Here is a 13844-nt window from a genome sequence, read left to right on the forward strand (position 1 = left end):
TACCAACGCAGAATCAAAAACGGCGCCCCGCAGGGCGCCGCCTTTCATAACATTACTGCACTTTTGCTTTCTTTACCAGTTCTTCCTGGTAGGCTTGCAGTTTTTTCTGGGTCAGGGCTTCGGCCACTTGCGGCTTCACTTCTTCCAGGGTAGGCAGCTTGGCCTGACGGATGTCGTCGACCTTGATGACGTGGAAACCGTTCGGGGTTTGCACTGGCTTCTCGGTCACCTGGCCTTTTTGCAGGGCTACGAAGGCTTGCGAGAACACTGGCGGGAAGGACGAAGGCGAGGCCCAGTCCAGGTCGCCGCCGTTGGCCGCCGAGCCGGTGTCTTTCGACTGCTTGGCCAGGTCTTCGAACTTGGCGCCGCCCTTGATCTTGGCGATCACGTCGTTGGCTTCAGCTTCGGTGGCCAGCAGGATGTGGCGCACGTGGTATTCCTTGTCGCCGGCCTGGGCCACGAAACGGTCGTACTCAGCCTTGATGTCGGCGTCCGACACCGGGTTTTTCTTCACGTAGTCCGCGACCAGGGCGTTGATGATGATGGCCTGGCGGGCGTTTTCCAGCGCTGCCTTGACGTCGGCGTTTTTGCCAAAACCTTGCTTTTCAGCTTCCTGCATCATGACTTCGCGGCCGATCAGGTCTTTCTTGATCAGTTCGCGCAGCTGCGGCGAGTCAGGCTGCTGGCCCTGGGCCACGACTTGTTTGACGACCGCGTCGACGCGCGAGGTCGGGATAGCCTTACCATTAACCACGGCAACGTTTTGTGCGAAAGCTGGTACAGCAACAACGAGGAGTGCGATCAGCAACTTGGCTGGCTTGAAAGTCATTATTAATTCCTGTCAGGGGAAAGTTATAGCGAATTAGCTTGGACGGCTAGGTCTTTGTCTTCAATTATTTTAAAAGCCGATAGCGGCCATCACACTTCGGACGGAGCCAAGGCGGTAATGGCCAATGCATGAATTTCTTTATGCATCATATCGTGCACAGAATCATACACGAGTCGATGTCTTGTGACGAGTTTAAGGCCTTCGAATTGTAACGAAACAATTCTGACGTTGTAGTGGCCGCCGCCAGAGGCCGCGCCGGCATGGCCGGCATGGGCCGCCGAGTCGTCGTCGATGAGCAGTTCCACCGGCGCCAGCCTGGCCTCGAGGGCGGCACGCATGCGGGCGATGCGGGTATCTTGAATCTGGTTCATGCCTGATCTTTCATGTGGCGCGACAAATAAATCGTTTGCGCGACGATAAACACAAACATGATGGCGGTGGCGCCAAACGCCTTGAAGTTGACCCAGGCGTTGGTATTGCCTTTAAACAGGACAAACGCCAGATACCAGTTCAGCGCGCCCATGAAGGTAAAGAACGCGATCCAGGCCATATTCAGGCGCGACCAGGTCTGCGCCGGCAATTCGATGATTTCCTTCATCGACTGGCGCATCAGGTTCTTTTTAAACAGCAGGTCGCTGAACAGCAACACCACGGCGAATAGCCAATAGACGATGCTGAGTTTCCACTTGATGAAATCCTCGTCGTGCAGGTAGATGGTCAGGCCGCCAAACACCACGAACATGCCCAGCGACACCCACAGCACGCCATCGACCTTGCGGCCGCGCGCCTTGATCCAGCCGATCTGCGCCATGGTGGCCAGGATGCCGACCAAGGTGGCGATCACGATCGGCGACTGCTCCGCTGTGACCGAGCCGCCGGAAATCATGCCGCTCAGGTAGGTGTTGATGAGGTGCTGGGATGCCTCGGCGTTGATGCCCGCCACCTTGTAGGAGGCGAAGAACAGCAGCACCGGGATCATGTCGAACAGGAATTTCATGATGTCTTATTAGTCTTGTGGGTCGAAGCGCAGGGAAGCGGAGTTGATGCAGTAACGCAGGCCGGTCGGCGGCGGGCCGTCCGGGAACACATGGCCCAGGTGCGCGTCGCACACGGCGCAGATGGTTTCCGTGCGCAGCATACCATGGGAACGGTCGACTTTTTCGATCACGTTGGCCGGATCGATCGGTTCGAAATAGCTCGGCCAGCCGCAGCCGGAGTCGAATTTGGTGTCGGAACGGAACAGCGGCGTGTTGCAGCAGACGCAAGTGTAGATGCCGGCCTCGTGATGATCCCAGAACTTGCCGGTGAAAGCGCGTTCGGTGGCGGCGTGGCGGGTGACTTGGTATTCCATCGGGTCCAGTTGGGCGCGCCATTCGGCGTCGGATTTGACAAATTTATTGCTCATGGCTTATTTCTCGCTTAAGAAGAACAACTCACTTCAAGATGGGATGCCCAGTCCGGGGGCAAGGCGGCGTAGTGCTCGTGCTCGGGCTGTTCGTCGAAGGGGCGCTGCAGTACCGCCAGCAGGCGTTCCACCTCGGAAAAGTCCTTATTCTGCGCCTTTTCAATGGCCACTTGGGCCAGATAGTTTCGCAGCACGTATTTGGGGTTGGTTTGATTCATCGCAACCGTGCGCCGGGCGTCCTCGCTGTTTTCGGCACGTAGGCGCGTGCGGTAGCGTTCGGCCCAGGCGTCGAAGGCGGCGCGATCGATGAACAGGTCGCGCAGCGCTTCGTCGCCGCTGGCGTCGGCCGCGCGCACGCCGCTCAGGCGGCGGAAGAACAGCGTGAAATCCACGCCCGGCAGGATGGCGAACAGGTCGTCGAACAGCGCGCGGTCGGTGTCGAACTGGTCTTCCAGCATGGTCAGGCCCAGCTTGGCGTGCAGCAGTTCGTCGATCTTGGCGGCGAATTCGGGCTGGTAGACGTCCAGCGCGGCCTGGGTCGGCTCGACTTCGCCGATCAGCGGAAGCAGCGCCTGCGCCAGCGCGTAGCAGTTCCAGTGGCCGACCTGCGGCTGGTTGGCGTAGGAATAGCGGCCTTGCTGGTCGGTGTGGTTGCAGATGTGGTTGGCGTCGAACGCTTCCATGAAGCCGAATGGACCGTAATCCAGCGTCAGGCCGAGGATGGACATATTGTCGGTGTTCATCACGCCGTGCATGAAGCCGACCGCCTGCCAGTGCGCGATCATGTGCGCGGTGCGGCGCGTGACCTCCTCCAGCAGCGCGGCGTAAGGATTCCCGGCCTGGCGCAGATCCGGATAGAAACGGTCGATGACGTAGTCGGCCAGCACCTTCAACTGGTCGGTCTGCTTGCGGTAGTACCAGTGCTCGAACGAGCCGAAGCGCACGAAGGAGGGCGCCATGCGCACCACCACCGCCGAGGTCTCGACGGTTTCGCGCACCACGCCCTGGTCCGAACCGGCCACCGACAGCGCGCGCGAGGTAGGGATGCCGAGCGCGTGCATGGCTTCCGAGCACAGGAATTCGCGGATCGAGGAGCGCAGCACGGCGCGGCCGTCGCCCATGCGCGAGTAGGGCGTCAGGCCGGCGCCTTTCCATTGCAGTTCCATCGGACCTGCGCTGGTGGCGACGTCGCCAAACAGGATGGCGCGGCCGTCGCCCAGCTGACCGGCCCACACGCCGAACTGGTGGCCGGAATACACGGCCGCCAGCGGCTGCGCACGCTCGGGTACGGCATTGCCGATCAGGATGTCGAGGCTGTCGGATAGGTCGGCCGGCAAGCCGATCAGCTGCGCCGCCGGCGCGCTGGTCGCGACCAGGTAGGGCGCGGGCAGCGGTGTTGGCATCAGGCGGGTGTAAAACACGGGCGGCAGCGACGCGAAGGAATTGTCCAGCGGCAGTTTGGCGGCAGTAATGATGTGCTCCAGGTTAGCTAAGCTTGGGATTTTACCGCAGCACGCGAATGCGGCGGTGCAGCATCGAAAAGCATTGACGCTACTCCGTGACGGGCACGAAACTTTGCCTATAAAACAACCGGAGGTACCCATGCAATCCCCAGCTCCCCTGATGGGCCAGATGATGAACCAGCCGCTGCTGATTTCCGGCATCCTGGCGTTCGCGGCGCGCCATTACGCCCACAGCGAGATCGTCTCTCAGCGAGTGGAAGGCGATCTGCACCGCTACACCTTCCATGATTGCCATCAGCGCGCCCGGCAGCTGGCCAACGCGCTGCGGGCGCTGGGCGTAGGCATGGGCGAGCGGGTGGCCACGCTGGCCTGGAACGGCTATCGGCATCTGGAGGCGTATTACGCGGTGTCCGGCAGCGGCGCGGTGCTGCATACCATTAATCCGCGCCTGCATCCGGAGCAGCTGGCGTACATCTGCAATCATGCGGAAGACCAGTATCTGCTGTTCGATTTCTGCTTCCTGCCGCTGATCGAGGCGATTGCGCCGCACTGCAAGACGGTCAAGGGCTGGATTCTGCTTGGCGCAGCCGACCGCATGCCAGCCGAAACCAAGATTCCCAATCTTCTGTGCTATGAGGATTTGCTGGCGGCGCAGCCGGCCGACTACGCCTGGCCGGTGTTCGACGAGAACGCCGCCGCGACACTCTGTTACACATCCGGCACCACCGGCAACCCCAAGGGCGCGCTGTATTCGCACCGTTCGACGGTCTTGCACGCCTACGCCTCGGCCTTGCCGAACGTGCTGAACGTGTCATCGCGCGATTCCGTGATGCCGGTGGTGCCGATGTTCCACGTCAACGCCTGGGGCTTGCCATACTCGGTGCCGCTGTCCGGCGCCAAGATGGTGTTTCCCGGCGCCGCGCTCGATGGCAAGTCGGTCTACGAGCTGATGGAGCGGGAGCGCGTGACCTTCTCGGCCGGCGTGCCGACCGTGTGGCTGGGCTTGATCAACCACTGCCTGCAGAATAAGCTGAAGTTCTCGACCTTCCGCCGCACCGTGATCGGCGGCTCGGCTTGCCCGTCGGCCATGATGAATACGCTGATCGACGATTTTGGCGTCGAGGTGATCCACGGCTGGGGCATGACGGAGATGTCGCCCTTGGGCACCACCGGCGGCCTGCTGTCCAGGCACATGGAGTTGCCGAAGGAGGAGCAACGCAAGATCCTGCAGAAGCAGGGCCATGCGATCTACGGCGTCGACATGAAAATCGTCGACGAACTGGGCGAGGAACTGCCGTGGGACGGCAAGACCTCCGGCAGCCTGCTGGTCAAGGGGCCGTGGATTATCGCCAGCTACTTCAAGGGCGAGGGCGGCGATGTGCTGGATAACGGCTGGTTCCCGACCGGCGATGTGGCCACCATCGATCCGGACGGCTTCATGCAAATCACCGATCGCGCCAAGGACGTCATCAAGTCCGGCGGCGAGTGGATCGGCACCATCGACCTCGAGAACATCGCCATGTCGCATCCGGGCGTGATGCAGGCCGCGTGCATTGGCGTGCATCATCCGAAATGGGACGAGCGGCCGCTGCTGGTGGTGGTGCGCCGTCCCGGCAGCGCGGTCACGCGCGAGGAATTGTTGGCGCATTTCGACGGCAAGGTGGCAAAGTGGTGGCTGCCGGATGACGTGGTGTTCGCCGACGCCTTGCCCGTCGGCGGGACTGGCAAAATCCAGAAAAACAAGCTGCGCGAGCAGTATCGGGACTATCAATTGCCTACAGTTTAGTCCGGAAATGAGCAATGGCTTGACCTCGGTCAAGCCAGGCAATCGTGCGCGTTGCGCGCACCGCGCGACAATCGTACGATTGCTGTCATGACCACCGTAACCACAGACCTCCTGAACGCCAGGCTGAAGACCGTCGAAACCCGGATGGATGCCCGGATTACGGCCATTGAAACCGCGATCGCCGGTTTGATTCAGTCCCAGAGTGAAATGCGCGCGGATATCAAAAATCTCAAGAGCACGATGATTGTCACCGCCATCGCGTCAGTGCTCGCGGTGGGCGCGATCAATGCGACGGTCTTTTCCAATATGCTGGCTGCTTTTCAGTCGGGCAAGGATATTGCGGCGGCCCAAGCCGGGATCATTCAAACTGGCAAAGAGGTCGTGATAGCCCAAGCCGGGATCATTCAATCAGCCAAAGAGGTAGCGGCGAGCCAAGCCGAGATCCGCCGGTTGAGCAAGGAGGTCGCCGCCACGCAAGCTGACGCCAGGCGGCTGCTCCAGGAAATGGAAGCCCGCGATCGGCTCCAGCCGGCGCAAGACAAGAAAGCCCGTCCGCCGCGCGATTAGCCTTATTTGATGGCGCCGAACACTTTGCCGATCAGCTTGCTGCCGGTGCCGAGCGGATCGGCGCGGATGGCTTTTTCTTCCTCGGCGATCATGGTGTACAGGCCGTCCAGCGCGCGCTGGGTGACGTAGCCTTCCACCGTGGCCTGGTCCTTGGCCAGCACACCCAACTGAGGCGCCAGGCTCATGGCGGTGTTGTACTTGGTGGCCAGGCCCGACTTGTCGGTGACTTTTTTTACCACCGGCAGGAATTGCACCGCCAGCTTGCTCTGGGTTTTGCCGCGGAAGAAATCGGTGACCGAGGTGTCGCCGCCGGTGAGGATGTTCTTGGCGTCGCTGATGGTCATGGACTTGACGGCGTCCAGCAGCAGCGGCTTGGCCATCGGCACGGCGGCTTCGGCCGCGTGGTTCATCTGCACCACCAGGTCGTCCAGTTGCTGGCCCTTGCCGGTCATTTTCAGGATGGGACGGGCTTGCTCCAGGATCTTGGGCAGCGGAATGCGCACCTTGTCGTTGTTGAGGAAGCCGCCCTCGGCGCCCAGTTTGGCGACGGCGGCGTTGGAGCCGGTCTCCAGCGCCGCCTTCAGGCCGCCGGACGCGTCCTTGTTGCTGAGGTCGGCCAGCGACAGCGCCCAGGCGCTGGCGGCGAACAAGGTCAGCGGAAGCAGGGCGAGCGCGCGGCGGGATACGGACGGGGGTACGGGCATGGGGAAATCTCCAGGTAAGCAATGCGCTACTGTACCGCGGCGCCGCTCACGCCGCCAGCGCCGGAATCTCCTTGCCCAGCCGTTCCAGCAGGCGCTCGCACTGGAATACGCTCAGCGTGCGGTGCGCGTCGCCTTCACCCTCGATGTCGATCACTTCATCCATTTCCGCGCGCGGATCGCCATGGGCGTCCGGGTTGCGCATCATCTTGGGGGCGGCGAAGCGGCGGTTGTCGTTGATGGTCATGATGTTTTCCACCGCGTCCACCAGCAGGCCGTAGCATTCGTCGCCGCGCTCCACCACCAGGATCTTGGATTGCGAGGTGTCCGCCAGCGGCGGCATCTGGTACAGGCCGCGCAGATCGATCACCGTCACCATCTGCTTGCGCAGGTTCAGCATGCCGCGCATGAAGGCGGGCAGGCCGGGCGGCCGGGTGATCTCGCCCACGCTCAGGTCGATAATCTCGCGCACCTGCTTGATCTCCACCGCGTACGAATTTTCCAGCGCGAAGGTGATGTAGACCTTGCGCTGGCCACGCCGCACGTCGCGCTGCTGGTTTTGCGCCGCCTGGGCCTCATCCTTGGGATAGAGGTTGGCGTGGCCGTTGCGCATCTCCTTGATTTCGGTGCTGGAAAAGATCTGCTGGTGATCGAGGAAGAAGATGTCGCCCAGCCCCGGCTTGGACAGGCAGCCGCCGAACATGCCGGCGCGCGCCTTGCTCAGCATGGGAATCGGCATGATGTCCTCGCTGTAGAAATGGACGATGTTGTCAACCGAGTCGACCAGGAAGCCGATGGTGGCGTCGTCGATGCGGGCGACGATGATGCGCTGCTCGGGGTGGTCGACGCGCTCGCCGGGCGCCGCGTTTAGCAGTGTGGCGAAATCCACCACCGCCACCGGATTGCCGCGGAAATTGATGCGGCCCAGGCACAGCGCGCTGTTCAGCACCGAGGCCTGCAGTTCCGGCACGCGGATGATTTCCTGGATCGCCGCCATCTCGAACGCGAACGAGGAGGCGCCGACGCGGAAGCTGACGCACTGGCGCCGCTCGCCGTGATGGCGGCGCGCCTGCCGGTCCGCCGATTGCAGCGCCAGCACCTGCGGCACGTTCTCGATGTGCACCAGCGCGTCCGGATCGAGCACCTGCACCAGCCGCGCGCCGTGATCGAGCAGGATGGTGCCGGCCACCACGCCGCGCTTTTCGCCGTCGGGATAGGTCAGCGTGCTGCGCTGCTCCGGCCGCACGCGCAAGATCTCGCCGGTGGCGTCGAACAGGATGCCGACCAGCACGCCCTGGTAATCCAGGATGGCGATCTTGTCGGTCGGCCGCGCCGCGCGCGCCTCGGGATTGAACACCCGGCCCAGGTTGACCACCGGGATCACGCTGCCGCGCAAGGTGAACACGCCCTCCAGGAACTTGGGCGACAGCGGCAGCGCCGACACCTTGTCCGGATAATTCACCACCTCGCGGAAGCAGCTGGCGGGCAGGGCGAACTCATCGTTGCCCAGCACGAAGGAGCCAAACAACTCGGTGTTCGGGACGGCGGACGCATCAGGCATGGGCGACTCCGGGGCTTGGGGTAACGAGTTCCTGCACGGTGTATTCGTAGCTGGCGCAATCGATGCTCAGGGTGCGCCCGGACTTGCCGCCCACCCGGCAGTAGCTGATGTTCAGGCCGTACTGGCGCAAATACTTGCGGGCGGCCTCCGCGTTCTGCTGGCCGATCTGCAGCCGGCTGGAGCAGCCGCTCAGCATGGTGGCGCCGCCGGCGAGCACCACTTCGATCTCGCCGTGATCGGCCTCGCTGGCGCCGATCAACTGCAGCATCGACGGCACCGCCTGGCTGACGTAGCGCGCCCCGAGTTCGCCGTTGGATTGCCCGCACTCCGGCAGCAGGCAGTGCGCCAGCGCGCAGCGGCGCTGTTTCTTCCAGATGAAGCCTATGCCGACGCAGGAACCCAGCAGGGCTTGCAATTGGCCGCTGTGGTTGCCGATCTTGAGCTGGCCCATGGCCACCTGCAGCGGCGCGTTGGCGAACTCGTCCTGGTCGCTGTCGCCCCATGGCAGCGCGGCTTGGATGAAGGGGGAGAGTAAAGTGGGGTGCATGCTGGCTGCCTATTGCATCTTATAAATCATTGGCCGGTCGAACTGGTAGGCGGTATCGCGGCCCGAGATCGATTCCGATTCCCCCACAATCATGATGGCGTGGGGCGCCATGCTCGCGCGCGCCTGCTGCAGGATGGTCTGCTGGTGTTCCTGGTCGAAATAAATCAGGACGTTGCGCAGGAAGACCAGGTCGAACTGCCGGGCGGGCTTGAGCGGCGTCAGCAAGTTATGCTGGGCCAGCTCCACATGCTTTTTCAAGGCGTCGATCACGCGCAGGCCGTTGGCGCTGGCGTGGAAGTATTTGCGGACCCATTCCGGATGGGTTTCCTGGATGCGCTCCACGGAACGGCCGGTGTAGCGGCCGTCGCGCGCCAGCGCCAGGATTTGTCGCGAGATATCGGTGGCGTGGATCTGGTAGGCGAACCCCGGATGCGCGGCGGCGAATTCCTCGCATAACATCGCCATCGAATACAGTTCCTCGCCGCTGGAGGCCGCCGCCGACCAGATCCGCAGGCGCTGGCCCGGGTGGGCGCGCCACCATTGCGGCAGGAATTCCCGCTCCACGTAGTCCCACACCTGCGGGGTGCGGAAGAACAGGGTGTCGTTGGTGGTGACCAGATCGATGAAGTGCGGCACTTCGGCGCGATCCTGCTCGACCATGTCCAGATAGGCCTGATAGCTGCCGAGCTTGAGCGCCTGCACGCGCGGGCGCAGGCGCCGCTCCAGCAGCACGCTCTTGCGTTCGGTCATCGCGATGCCGGTATGCTTGCGCACCAGCGCGATCAGCGCGGTCAGGGTGGCCGGGGTGATGCCGCCGACTTCCATGCTCACACCGAGAAGCCGGACACGGTTTTATTCAGGTCGCCGGCGCGCTGGTTCAGGCCCTCGGTCGAGCGGGCGATGCTGTCGCAGGCGGCGGCCGATTTCTCGGCCTCCTCGGCGATGTACTGGACCGCCGTGCTGACCTCGCGCGCCGTCAGCAGCTGCTCGTTGGCGGCCTTGGAGATGTCGGAGATCGCCTCGGTGGTCTTGACCACGCCGGCCAGGATCTTGTCGAAGGCGTCGCTGGCCTGGCGCGAAATCTCGCTGCCGGCCGAGACGCGCTTGACCGATTCATTGATCAGCTTGGAGATCTCCTTGGTGGCCTGCGAGGAGCGCTCGGCCAGCTTGCGCACCTCGTCCGCCACCACCGAGAAGCCCAGGCCGTGCTCGCCGGCGCGCGCGGCCTCGATCGCGGCGTTGAAGGCCAGCATATTGGTCTGGTTGGCGATGTCGCTGATCACCTTGACGATCTCGCCGATGTCCTCCGACGAGCGGTTGATCAGGTCCATGGCCTCGATCGACTTGGCCACCGCCTTGGCGCCCACTTCCGCCTCGTGCTGGGTCGACTTGGCCATGGCGTCGGCGTCGGAGGTGTTGTTGGCGATGGTGTTGATCGAGCTGGTCAGGCCGTCGATGGAGGCGTTCATCTCCTCCACGGTGGCGCCCAGCGCCTGGGTGCCGACCGCCACGCCGTTGGAGCGCTCGGCGATGGTGGTGGAGGCGTCGGCCAGGCCGCTGGCGGACATCACGACGTCGCTGATGACCTTGCGCAGGTCGGCGATCATCTTGCTGATGCCCTCGGCCAGCTGGTCCAGCGGCTCGCCGCCCTCGACCGTGATCTTGCTGGTCAGGTCGCCGTTGGCGGCGCGTTCGACGGATTCCAGCAGGCGGGCGATTTTCTCGCCGTCCGACTTGGCCTTGGCGGCCACCGATTCCTCCAGCTCCACCTGGGCCGTGATATCGCTTGCGTATTTAACTATCTTGTATGGTTTGCCATTTAAATCGAGAATGGGATTATACGTGGCTTGTATCCAGATGGTTTTCTTGTTATTGCCCGTGCGCTTATAGCGGCCGCTGTCAAATTCGCCACGATTCAATTTTTGCCAGAAACGTTTATATTCGGCACTGGCGGCATATTCAGGATCGCAAAACATGCGGTGATGTTCGCCCTTAATATCGTCGAGATAATACCCCATGACTTCGAGGAAATTATCATTGGCGTCCAGCACATGTCCCTGCATGTCGAACTCGATCACGGCCTGGGCCTTGCTGATGGCGCTGACCTTGCCCTCGTACTCGCCGTTGCGGATGCGGCTGGCGGTGACGTCGGTGGCGAACTTGATGACTTTATACGGCTTGCCGTCGCCGTCCATGACCGGGTTGTAGGAGGCGTTGATCCAGATTTCCCGGCCGTCCTTGGCCACGCGCTTGTACTCCCCCTGCTGGAACTCGCCGCTGGCCAGGCTGGCCCAGAACTGTTTGTAGGCCGGCGAGGCGCTGTATTCCGCCTCGCAGAACATGGAGTGATGACGCCCCTGCACCTCGCCCAGCGAGTAGCCCAGCGCGCGCAGGAAGTTATCGTTGGCGTGCAAAATCTTGCCTTCCAGGTCGAACTCGATGACCGCTTGCACACGATTGAGTGCGGCATGGATGGCTTGGAGTTCTACATCCTGCGTCTGGATTACCTGGCTAGGAGCGTTCATGGGAGTCCCTGTATTATGTAAGGATACTAAATACCGACATGTGTGATATTTAGAGAGAATTTAATGGGATATTCGGGGATGGGGAATATGCGCGGTGTGAATTAATTATTTCCCTTATTCAAAAGCGACGCAAGCTCAGCACTATAAAATGTATTCTGCAAGCGACACCCGTGGCGCCGGTTCGCGGCATTACAAAGTTTTTCCGCCGCGTTCAAAAGCATGGCCGTGGCGACAAAAAAATAACACGGTCGTTCTTTTTATGCGGTATAGTGAGCGGGCTAGCATTCCAACCAAGAACAAGGAAGAGACATGACTGCTGAATACCAAGTGCACGGCGCGGTTGCCGTCATCACGCTGAACAATCCGCCGGTCAACGGCATGGGCCTGGTCACCCGCACGGCGGCTGTGAAGGGCATCCAGCAGGCGCTGGCCGACGACGCGGTCAAGGCCATCGTCATCACCGGCGCCGGCAAGGCGTTTTCCGGCGGCGCCGACATCAAGGAATTCAACACCCCCAAGGCGCTGGCCGAGCCCAGCCTGCACACCCTGATCGCGACCGCCGAGAGCGCGACCAAGCCGGTGGTGGCGGCCATCCACACGGTCTGCATGGGCGGCGGCCTGGAACTGTCGCTGGGCTGTCATTACCGCGTGGCGCTGCCGGGCGCGCAGATCGCGCTGCCGGAAGTGAAGCTGGGCTTGCTGCCGGGCGCCGGCGGCACCCAGCGCCTGCCGCGCGTGCTGGGACTGGAGCCGGCGCTGAACATGATCGTGTCGGGCAACCCGGTGTCGTCGGAAAAGCTGCCGGCGCTGTTTGACGAAATCTTTGCCGCCGACGCCGACATCGTGCGGTCGGCGGTGGCGTTCGCCGAGAAAATCGCCGACCTGCGCCCGCTGCCTAAAGTGCGCGACCGCAAGGTGGACTACCCCAACCACGAAGCCTTCCTGCAATTCTCGCGCAACACCGTCAAGGCCATGGCCGGTCCGTTCCCGGCGCCGCTGGAATGCGTGGAAACCGTGGCCGCCTCGGTCACCATGAAGTTCGATGACGGCGTGAAGTTCGAGCGCGAGCGCTTCATGCACCTGATCCAGACCACCGAATCGAAGGCCCTGCGCCACGCCTTCTTCGCCGAGCGCGTGGCCAGCAAGGTGCCGGACGTGCCTGCCGACACGCCGGTGCGCGCCATCAAGTCGGCGGCCGTGATCGGCGCCGGCATGATGGGCGGCGGCATCGCCATGAACTTCCTCAACGCCGGCATTCCGGTCAAGCTGCTGGAAACCCGCCAGGAAGCGCTGGACAAGGGCATCGCCACCATCCGCAAGAACTACGAAAGCAGCCTCAAGAAGGGCAAGCTGACCCAGGAAAAACTCGACCAGCGCATGGGCCTGCTGAGCGGCACGCTGTCCTACGACGATATCGGCCAGGCCGACATCGTGGTGGAGGCGGTGTTCGAGGAGCTGGCTGTGAAGGAGACCGTGTTCCGCAAGCTGGACGAGGTGATGAAGCCGGGCGCCATCCTGGCCACCAACACCTCCACGCTGGACGTCGACAAGATCGCCGCCTTCACCAAGCGTCCGCAGGACGTGATCGGCACCCACTTCTTCTCGCCGGCCAACGTCATGAAGCTGCTGGAAATCGTGCGCGGCAAGGAGACCGGCAAGGACGTGCTGGCCACCGCGCTGGCGCTGTCCAAAAAGCTGAAGAAAACCGGCGTGGTGTCGGGCGTGTGCGACGGCTTCATCGGCAACCGCATGATCGAGCAGTACAGCCGCCAGGCCGGCTTCCTGCTGGAGGAGGGCGCGCTGCCGGAACAGGTCGACAAGGCGGCCGAGAAGTTCGGCTTCGCCATGGGGCCGTTCCGCATGGGCGACCTGGCCGGGAATGACATCGGCTGGGCCATCCGCAAGCGCCGCTACGTGGAAAAGCCGGAAATCAGCTATTCGAAAACCGCCGACCTGTTGTGCGAAATGGGCCGCTACGGGCAGAAAACCGGCGGCGGCTGGTATGACTACCAGGCCGGCGACCGCAAGGCCTATCCGAACGAGGCGGTCAACGCCATGATCGTGCGGCACTCGGCCGACCTCGGCATCGCGCGGCGCAAGATCAGCGACGAGGAAATCGTCGAGCGGCTGGTGTACGCGCTGGTCAACGAGGGCGCGCTGATCCTGGAGGAAGGCATCGCGCTGCGCGCGTCGGACATCGACATGGTCTACCTGACCGGCTACGGCTTCCCCCTGCATCGCGGCGGCCCGATGTTCTACGCCGACACGGTCGGCCTGCCCAATGTGCTGGCCGCCATGAACAAATACGCCAAAGGGCACCAGGGGCAGGCGTGGCGGCCGGCGCCGCTGCTGCTGAAACTGGCGGAGGAAGGAAAGCTGTTCAATAGCTAACATGTGTTGCATTTAAAACACATCAATTATAAATATGCTCACGGCCACGGCCGGGTTCGTTATAATCGA

At 62.5% G+C, this 13844-nt stretch carries 13 protein-coding genes; 3 read left to right on the forward strand and 10 right to left on the reverse strand.

Going from position 1 to position 13844, the window contains the following annotated elements:
• Nucleotides 1–52: 52 nt before the first annotated feature.
• The 5 genes from FHW83_RS26375 to FHW83_RS26395 form a co-directional block, all read right to left on the reverse strand.
• Nucleotides 53–829 (reverse strand): peptidyl-prolyl cis-trans isomerase, encoded by a 777-nt coding sequence (locus FHW83_RS26375; RefSeq protein WP_176649338.1) that lies wholly within the window; start codon nucleotides 827–829, stop codon nucleotides 53–55.
• Between the two features lie 89 nt (nucleotides 830–918).
• Entirely contained in the window at nucleotides 919–1200 is a 282-nt protein-coding gene (locus FHW83_RS26380) for a BolA family transcriptional regulator (protein WP_176649339.1), read from the reverse strand.
• Nucleotides 1197–1826, reverse strand: coding sequence for a septation protein A (locus FHW83_RS26385; protein WP_176649340.1), 630 nt, complete (start codon nucleotides 1824–1826; stop codon nucleotides 1197–1199). Before FHW83_RS26385 ends, FHW83_RS26380 begins: the two co-directional genes overlap by 4 nt.
• 9 nt (nucleotides 1827–1835) lie before the next feature.
• Entirely contained in the window at nucleotides 1836–2234 is a 399-nt protein-coding gene (gene msrB, locus FHW83_RS26390; RefSeq protein WP_176649341.1) for a peptide-methionine (R)-S-oxide reductase MsrB, read from the reverse strand.
• Nucleotides 2235–2248: 14 nt separating this feature from the next.
• A complete protein-coding gene (locus tag FHW83_RS26395; protein WP_176649342.1) occupies nucleotides 2249–3838 on the reverse strand; it encodes a protein adenylyltransferase SelO in 1590 nt (529 codons plus the stop codon).
• Between FHW83_RS26395 and FHW83_RS26400 the strand changes: the two genes are divergently transcribed.
• Both FHW83_RS26400 and FHW83_RS26405 read left to right on the forward strand, forming a co-directional pair.
• Nucleotides 3837–5483, forward strand: coding sequence for a 3-(methylthio)propionyl-CoA ligase (locus tag FHW83_RS26400; protein WP_176649343.1), 1647 nt, complete (start codon nucleotides 3837–3839; stop codon nucleotides 5481–5483). The genes FHW83_RS26395 and FHW83_RS26400 overlap by 2 nt on opposite strands.
• A gap of 87 nt (nucleotides 5484–5570) precedes the next feature.
• Entirely contained in the window at nucleotides 5571–6050 is a 480-nt protein-coding gene (locus FHW83_RS26405; protein ID WP_176649344.1) for a hypothetical protein, read from the forward strand.
• A gap of 2 nt (nucleotides 6051–6052) precedes the next feature.
• On the opposite strand, the gene FHW83_RS26410 is transcribed toward FHW83_RS26405, so the two are convergent.
• The 5 genes from FHW83_RS26410 to FHW83_RS26430 are packed head-to-tail and all read right to left on the reverse strand — an operon-like array spanning nucleotide 6053 to nucleotide 11384.
• Nucleotides 6053–6754: a DUF4197 domain-containing protein gene (locus FHW83_RS26410; protein ID WP_176649345.1), complete on the reverse strand. Its 702-nt coding sequence runs from the start codon at nucleotides 6752–6754 to the stop codon at nucleotides 6053–6055.
• Between the two features lie 46 nt (nucleotides 6755–6800).
• The gene (locus FHW83_RS26415) at nucleotides 6801–8312 is read right to left on the reverse strand and encodes a chemotaxis protein CheW (protein WP_176649346.1); all 1512 of its coding nucleotides are present in this window, start codon (nucleotides 8310–8312) and stop codon (nucleotides 6801–6803) included.
• Nucleotides 8305–8859: a chemotaxis protein CheD gene (locus FHW83_RS26420; RefSeq protein ID WP_176649347.1), complete on the reverse strand. Its 555-nt coding sequence runs from the start codon at nucleotides 8857–8859 to the stop codon at nucleotides 8305–8307. Before FHW83_RS26420 ends, FHW83_RS26415 begins: the two co-directional genes overlap by 8 nt.
• Nucleotides 8860–8868: 9 nt before the next feature.
• Nucleotides 8869–9684, reverse strand: a complete 816-nt coding sequence (locus tag FHW83_RS26425) for a protein-glutamate O-methyltransferase CheR (protein ID WP_176649417.1) — start codon at nucleotides 9682–9684, stop codon at nucleotides 8869–8871.
• 2 nt (nucleotides 9685–9686) lie between these two features.
• Nucleotides 9687–11384, reverse strand: coding sequence for a methyl-accepting chemotaxis protein (locus FHW83_RS26430; RefSeq protein ID WP_176649348.1), 1698 nt, complete (start codon nucleotides 11382–11384; stop codon nucleotides 9687–9689).
• Between the two features lie 309 nt (nucleotides 11385–11693).
• Here FHW83_RS26430 and FHW83_RS26435 point away from each other — a divergent pair, with 309 nt between their 5' ends.
• Nucleotides 11694–13775 carry a 3-hydroxyacyl-CoA dehydrogenase NAD-binding domain-containing protein gene (locus FHW83_RS26435; protein WP_176649349.1) on the forward strand — a complete coding sequence of 694 codons (2082 nt, stop codon included), beginning with the start codon at nucleotides 11694–11696 and terminating at the stop codon, nucleotides 13773–13775.
• The last annotated feature ends 69 nt before the right edge of the window (nucleotides 13776–13844 follow it).

The sequence above is a fragment of the Duganella sp. SG902 genome, from assembly GCF_013376005.1.
Classification (GTDB): Bacteria; Pseudomonadota; Gammaproteobacteria; order Burkholderiales; family Burkholderiaceae_D; genus Rugamonas.

Bases quoted from the DNA above. Each gene is read 5' to 3' on its own strand.
- FHW83_RS26375 (WP_176649338.1), bottom strand. From the start codon at position 829: ATGACTTTCAAGCCAGCCAAGTTGCTGATCGCACTCCTCGTTGTTGCT.
- FHW83_RS26380 (WP_176649339.1), bottom strand. From the start codon at position 1,200: ATGAACCAGATTCAAGATACCCGCATCGCCCGCATGCGTGCCGCCCTC.
- FHW83_RS26385 (WP_176649340.1), bottom strand. From the start codon at position 1,826: ATGAAATTCCTGTTCGACATGATCCCGGTGCTGCTGTTCTTCGCCTCC.
- msrB (WP_176649341.1), bottom strand. From the start codon at position 2,234: ATGAGCAATAAATTTGTCAAATCCGACGCCGAATGGCGCGCCCAACTG.
- FHW83_RS26400 (WP_176649343.1), top strand. From the start codon at position 3,837: ATGCAATCCCCAGCTCCCCTGATGGGCCAGATGATGAACCAGCCGCTG.
- FHW83_RS26395 (WP_176649342.1), bottom strand. From the start codon at position 3,838: ATGGGTACCTCCGGTTGTTTTATAGGCAAAGTTTCGTGCCCGTCACGG.
- FHW83_RS26405 (WP_176649344.1), top strand. From the start codon at position 5,571: ATGACCACCGTAACCACAGACCTCCTGAACGCCAGGCTGAAGACCGTC.
- FHW83_RS26410 (WP_176649345.1), bottom strand. From the start codon at position 6,754: ATGCCCGTACCCCCGTCCGTATCCCGCCGCGCGCTCGCCCTGCTTCCG.
- FHW83_RS26415 (WP_176649346.1), bottom strand. From the start codon at position 8,312: ATGCCTGATGCGTCCGCCGTCCCGAACACCGAGTTGTTTGGCTCCTTC.
- FHW83_RS26420 (WP_176649347.1), bottom strand. From the start codon at position 8,859: ATGCACCCCACTTTACTCTCCCCCTTCATCCAAGCCGCGCTGCCATGG.
- FHW83_RS26425 (WP_176649417.1), bottom strand. From the start codon at position 9,684: ATGGAAGTCGGCGGCATCACCCCGGCCACCCTGACCGCGCTGATCGCG.
- FHW83_RS26430 (WP_176649348.1), bottom strand. From the start codon at position 11,384: ATGAACGCTCCTAGCCAGGTAATCCAGACGCAGGATGTAGAACTCCAA.
- FHW83_RS26435 (WP_176649349.1), top strand. From the start codon at position 11,694: ATGACTGCTGAATACCAAGTGCACGGCGCGGTTGCCGTCATCACGCTG.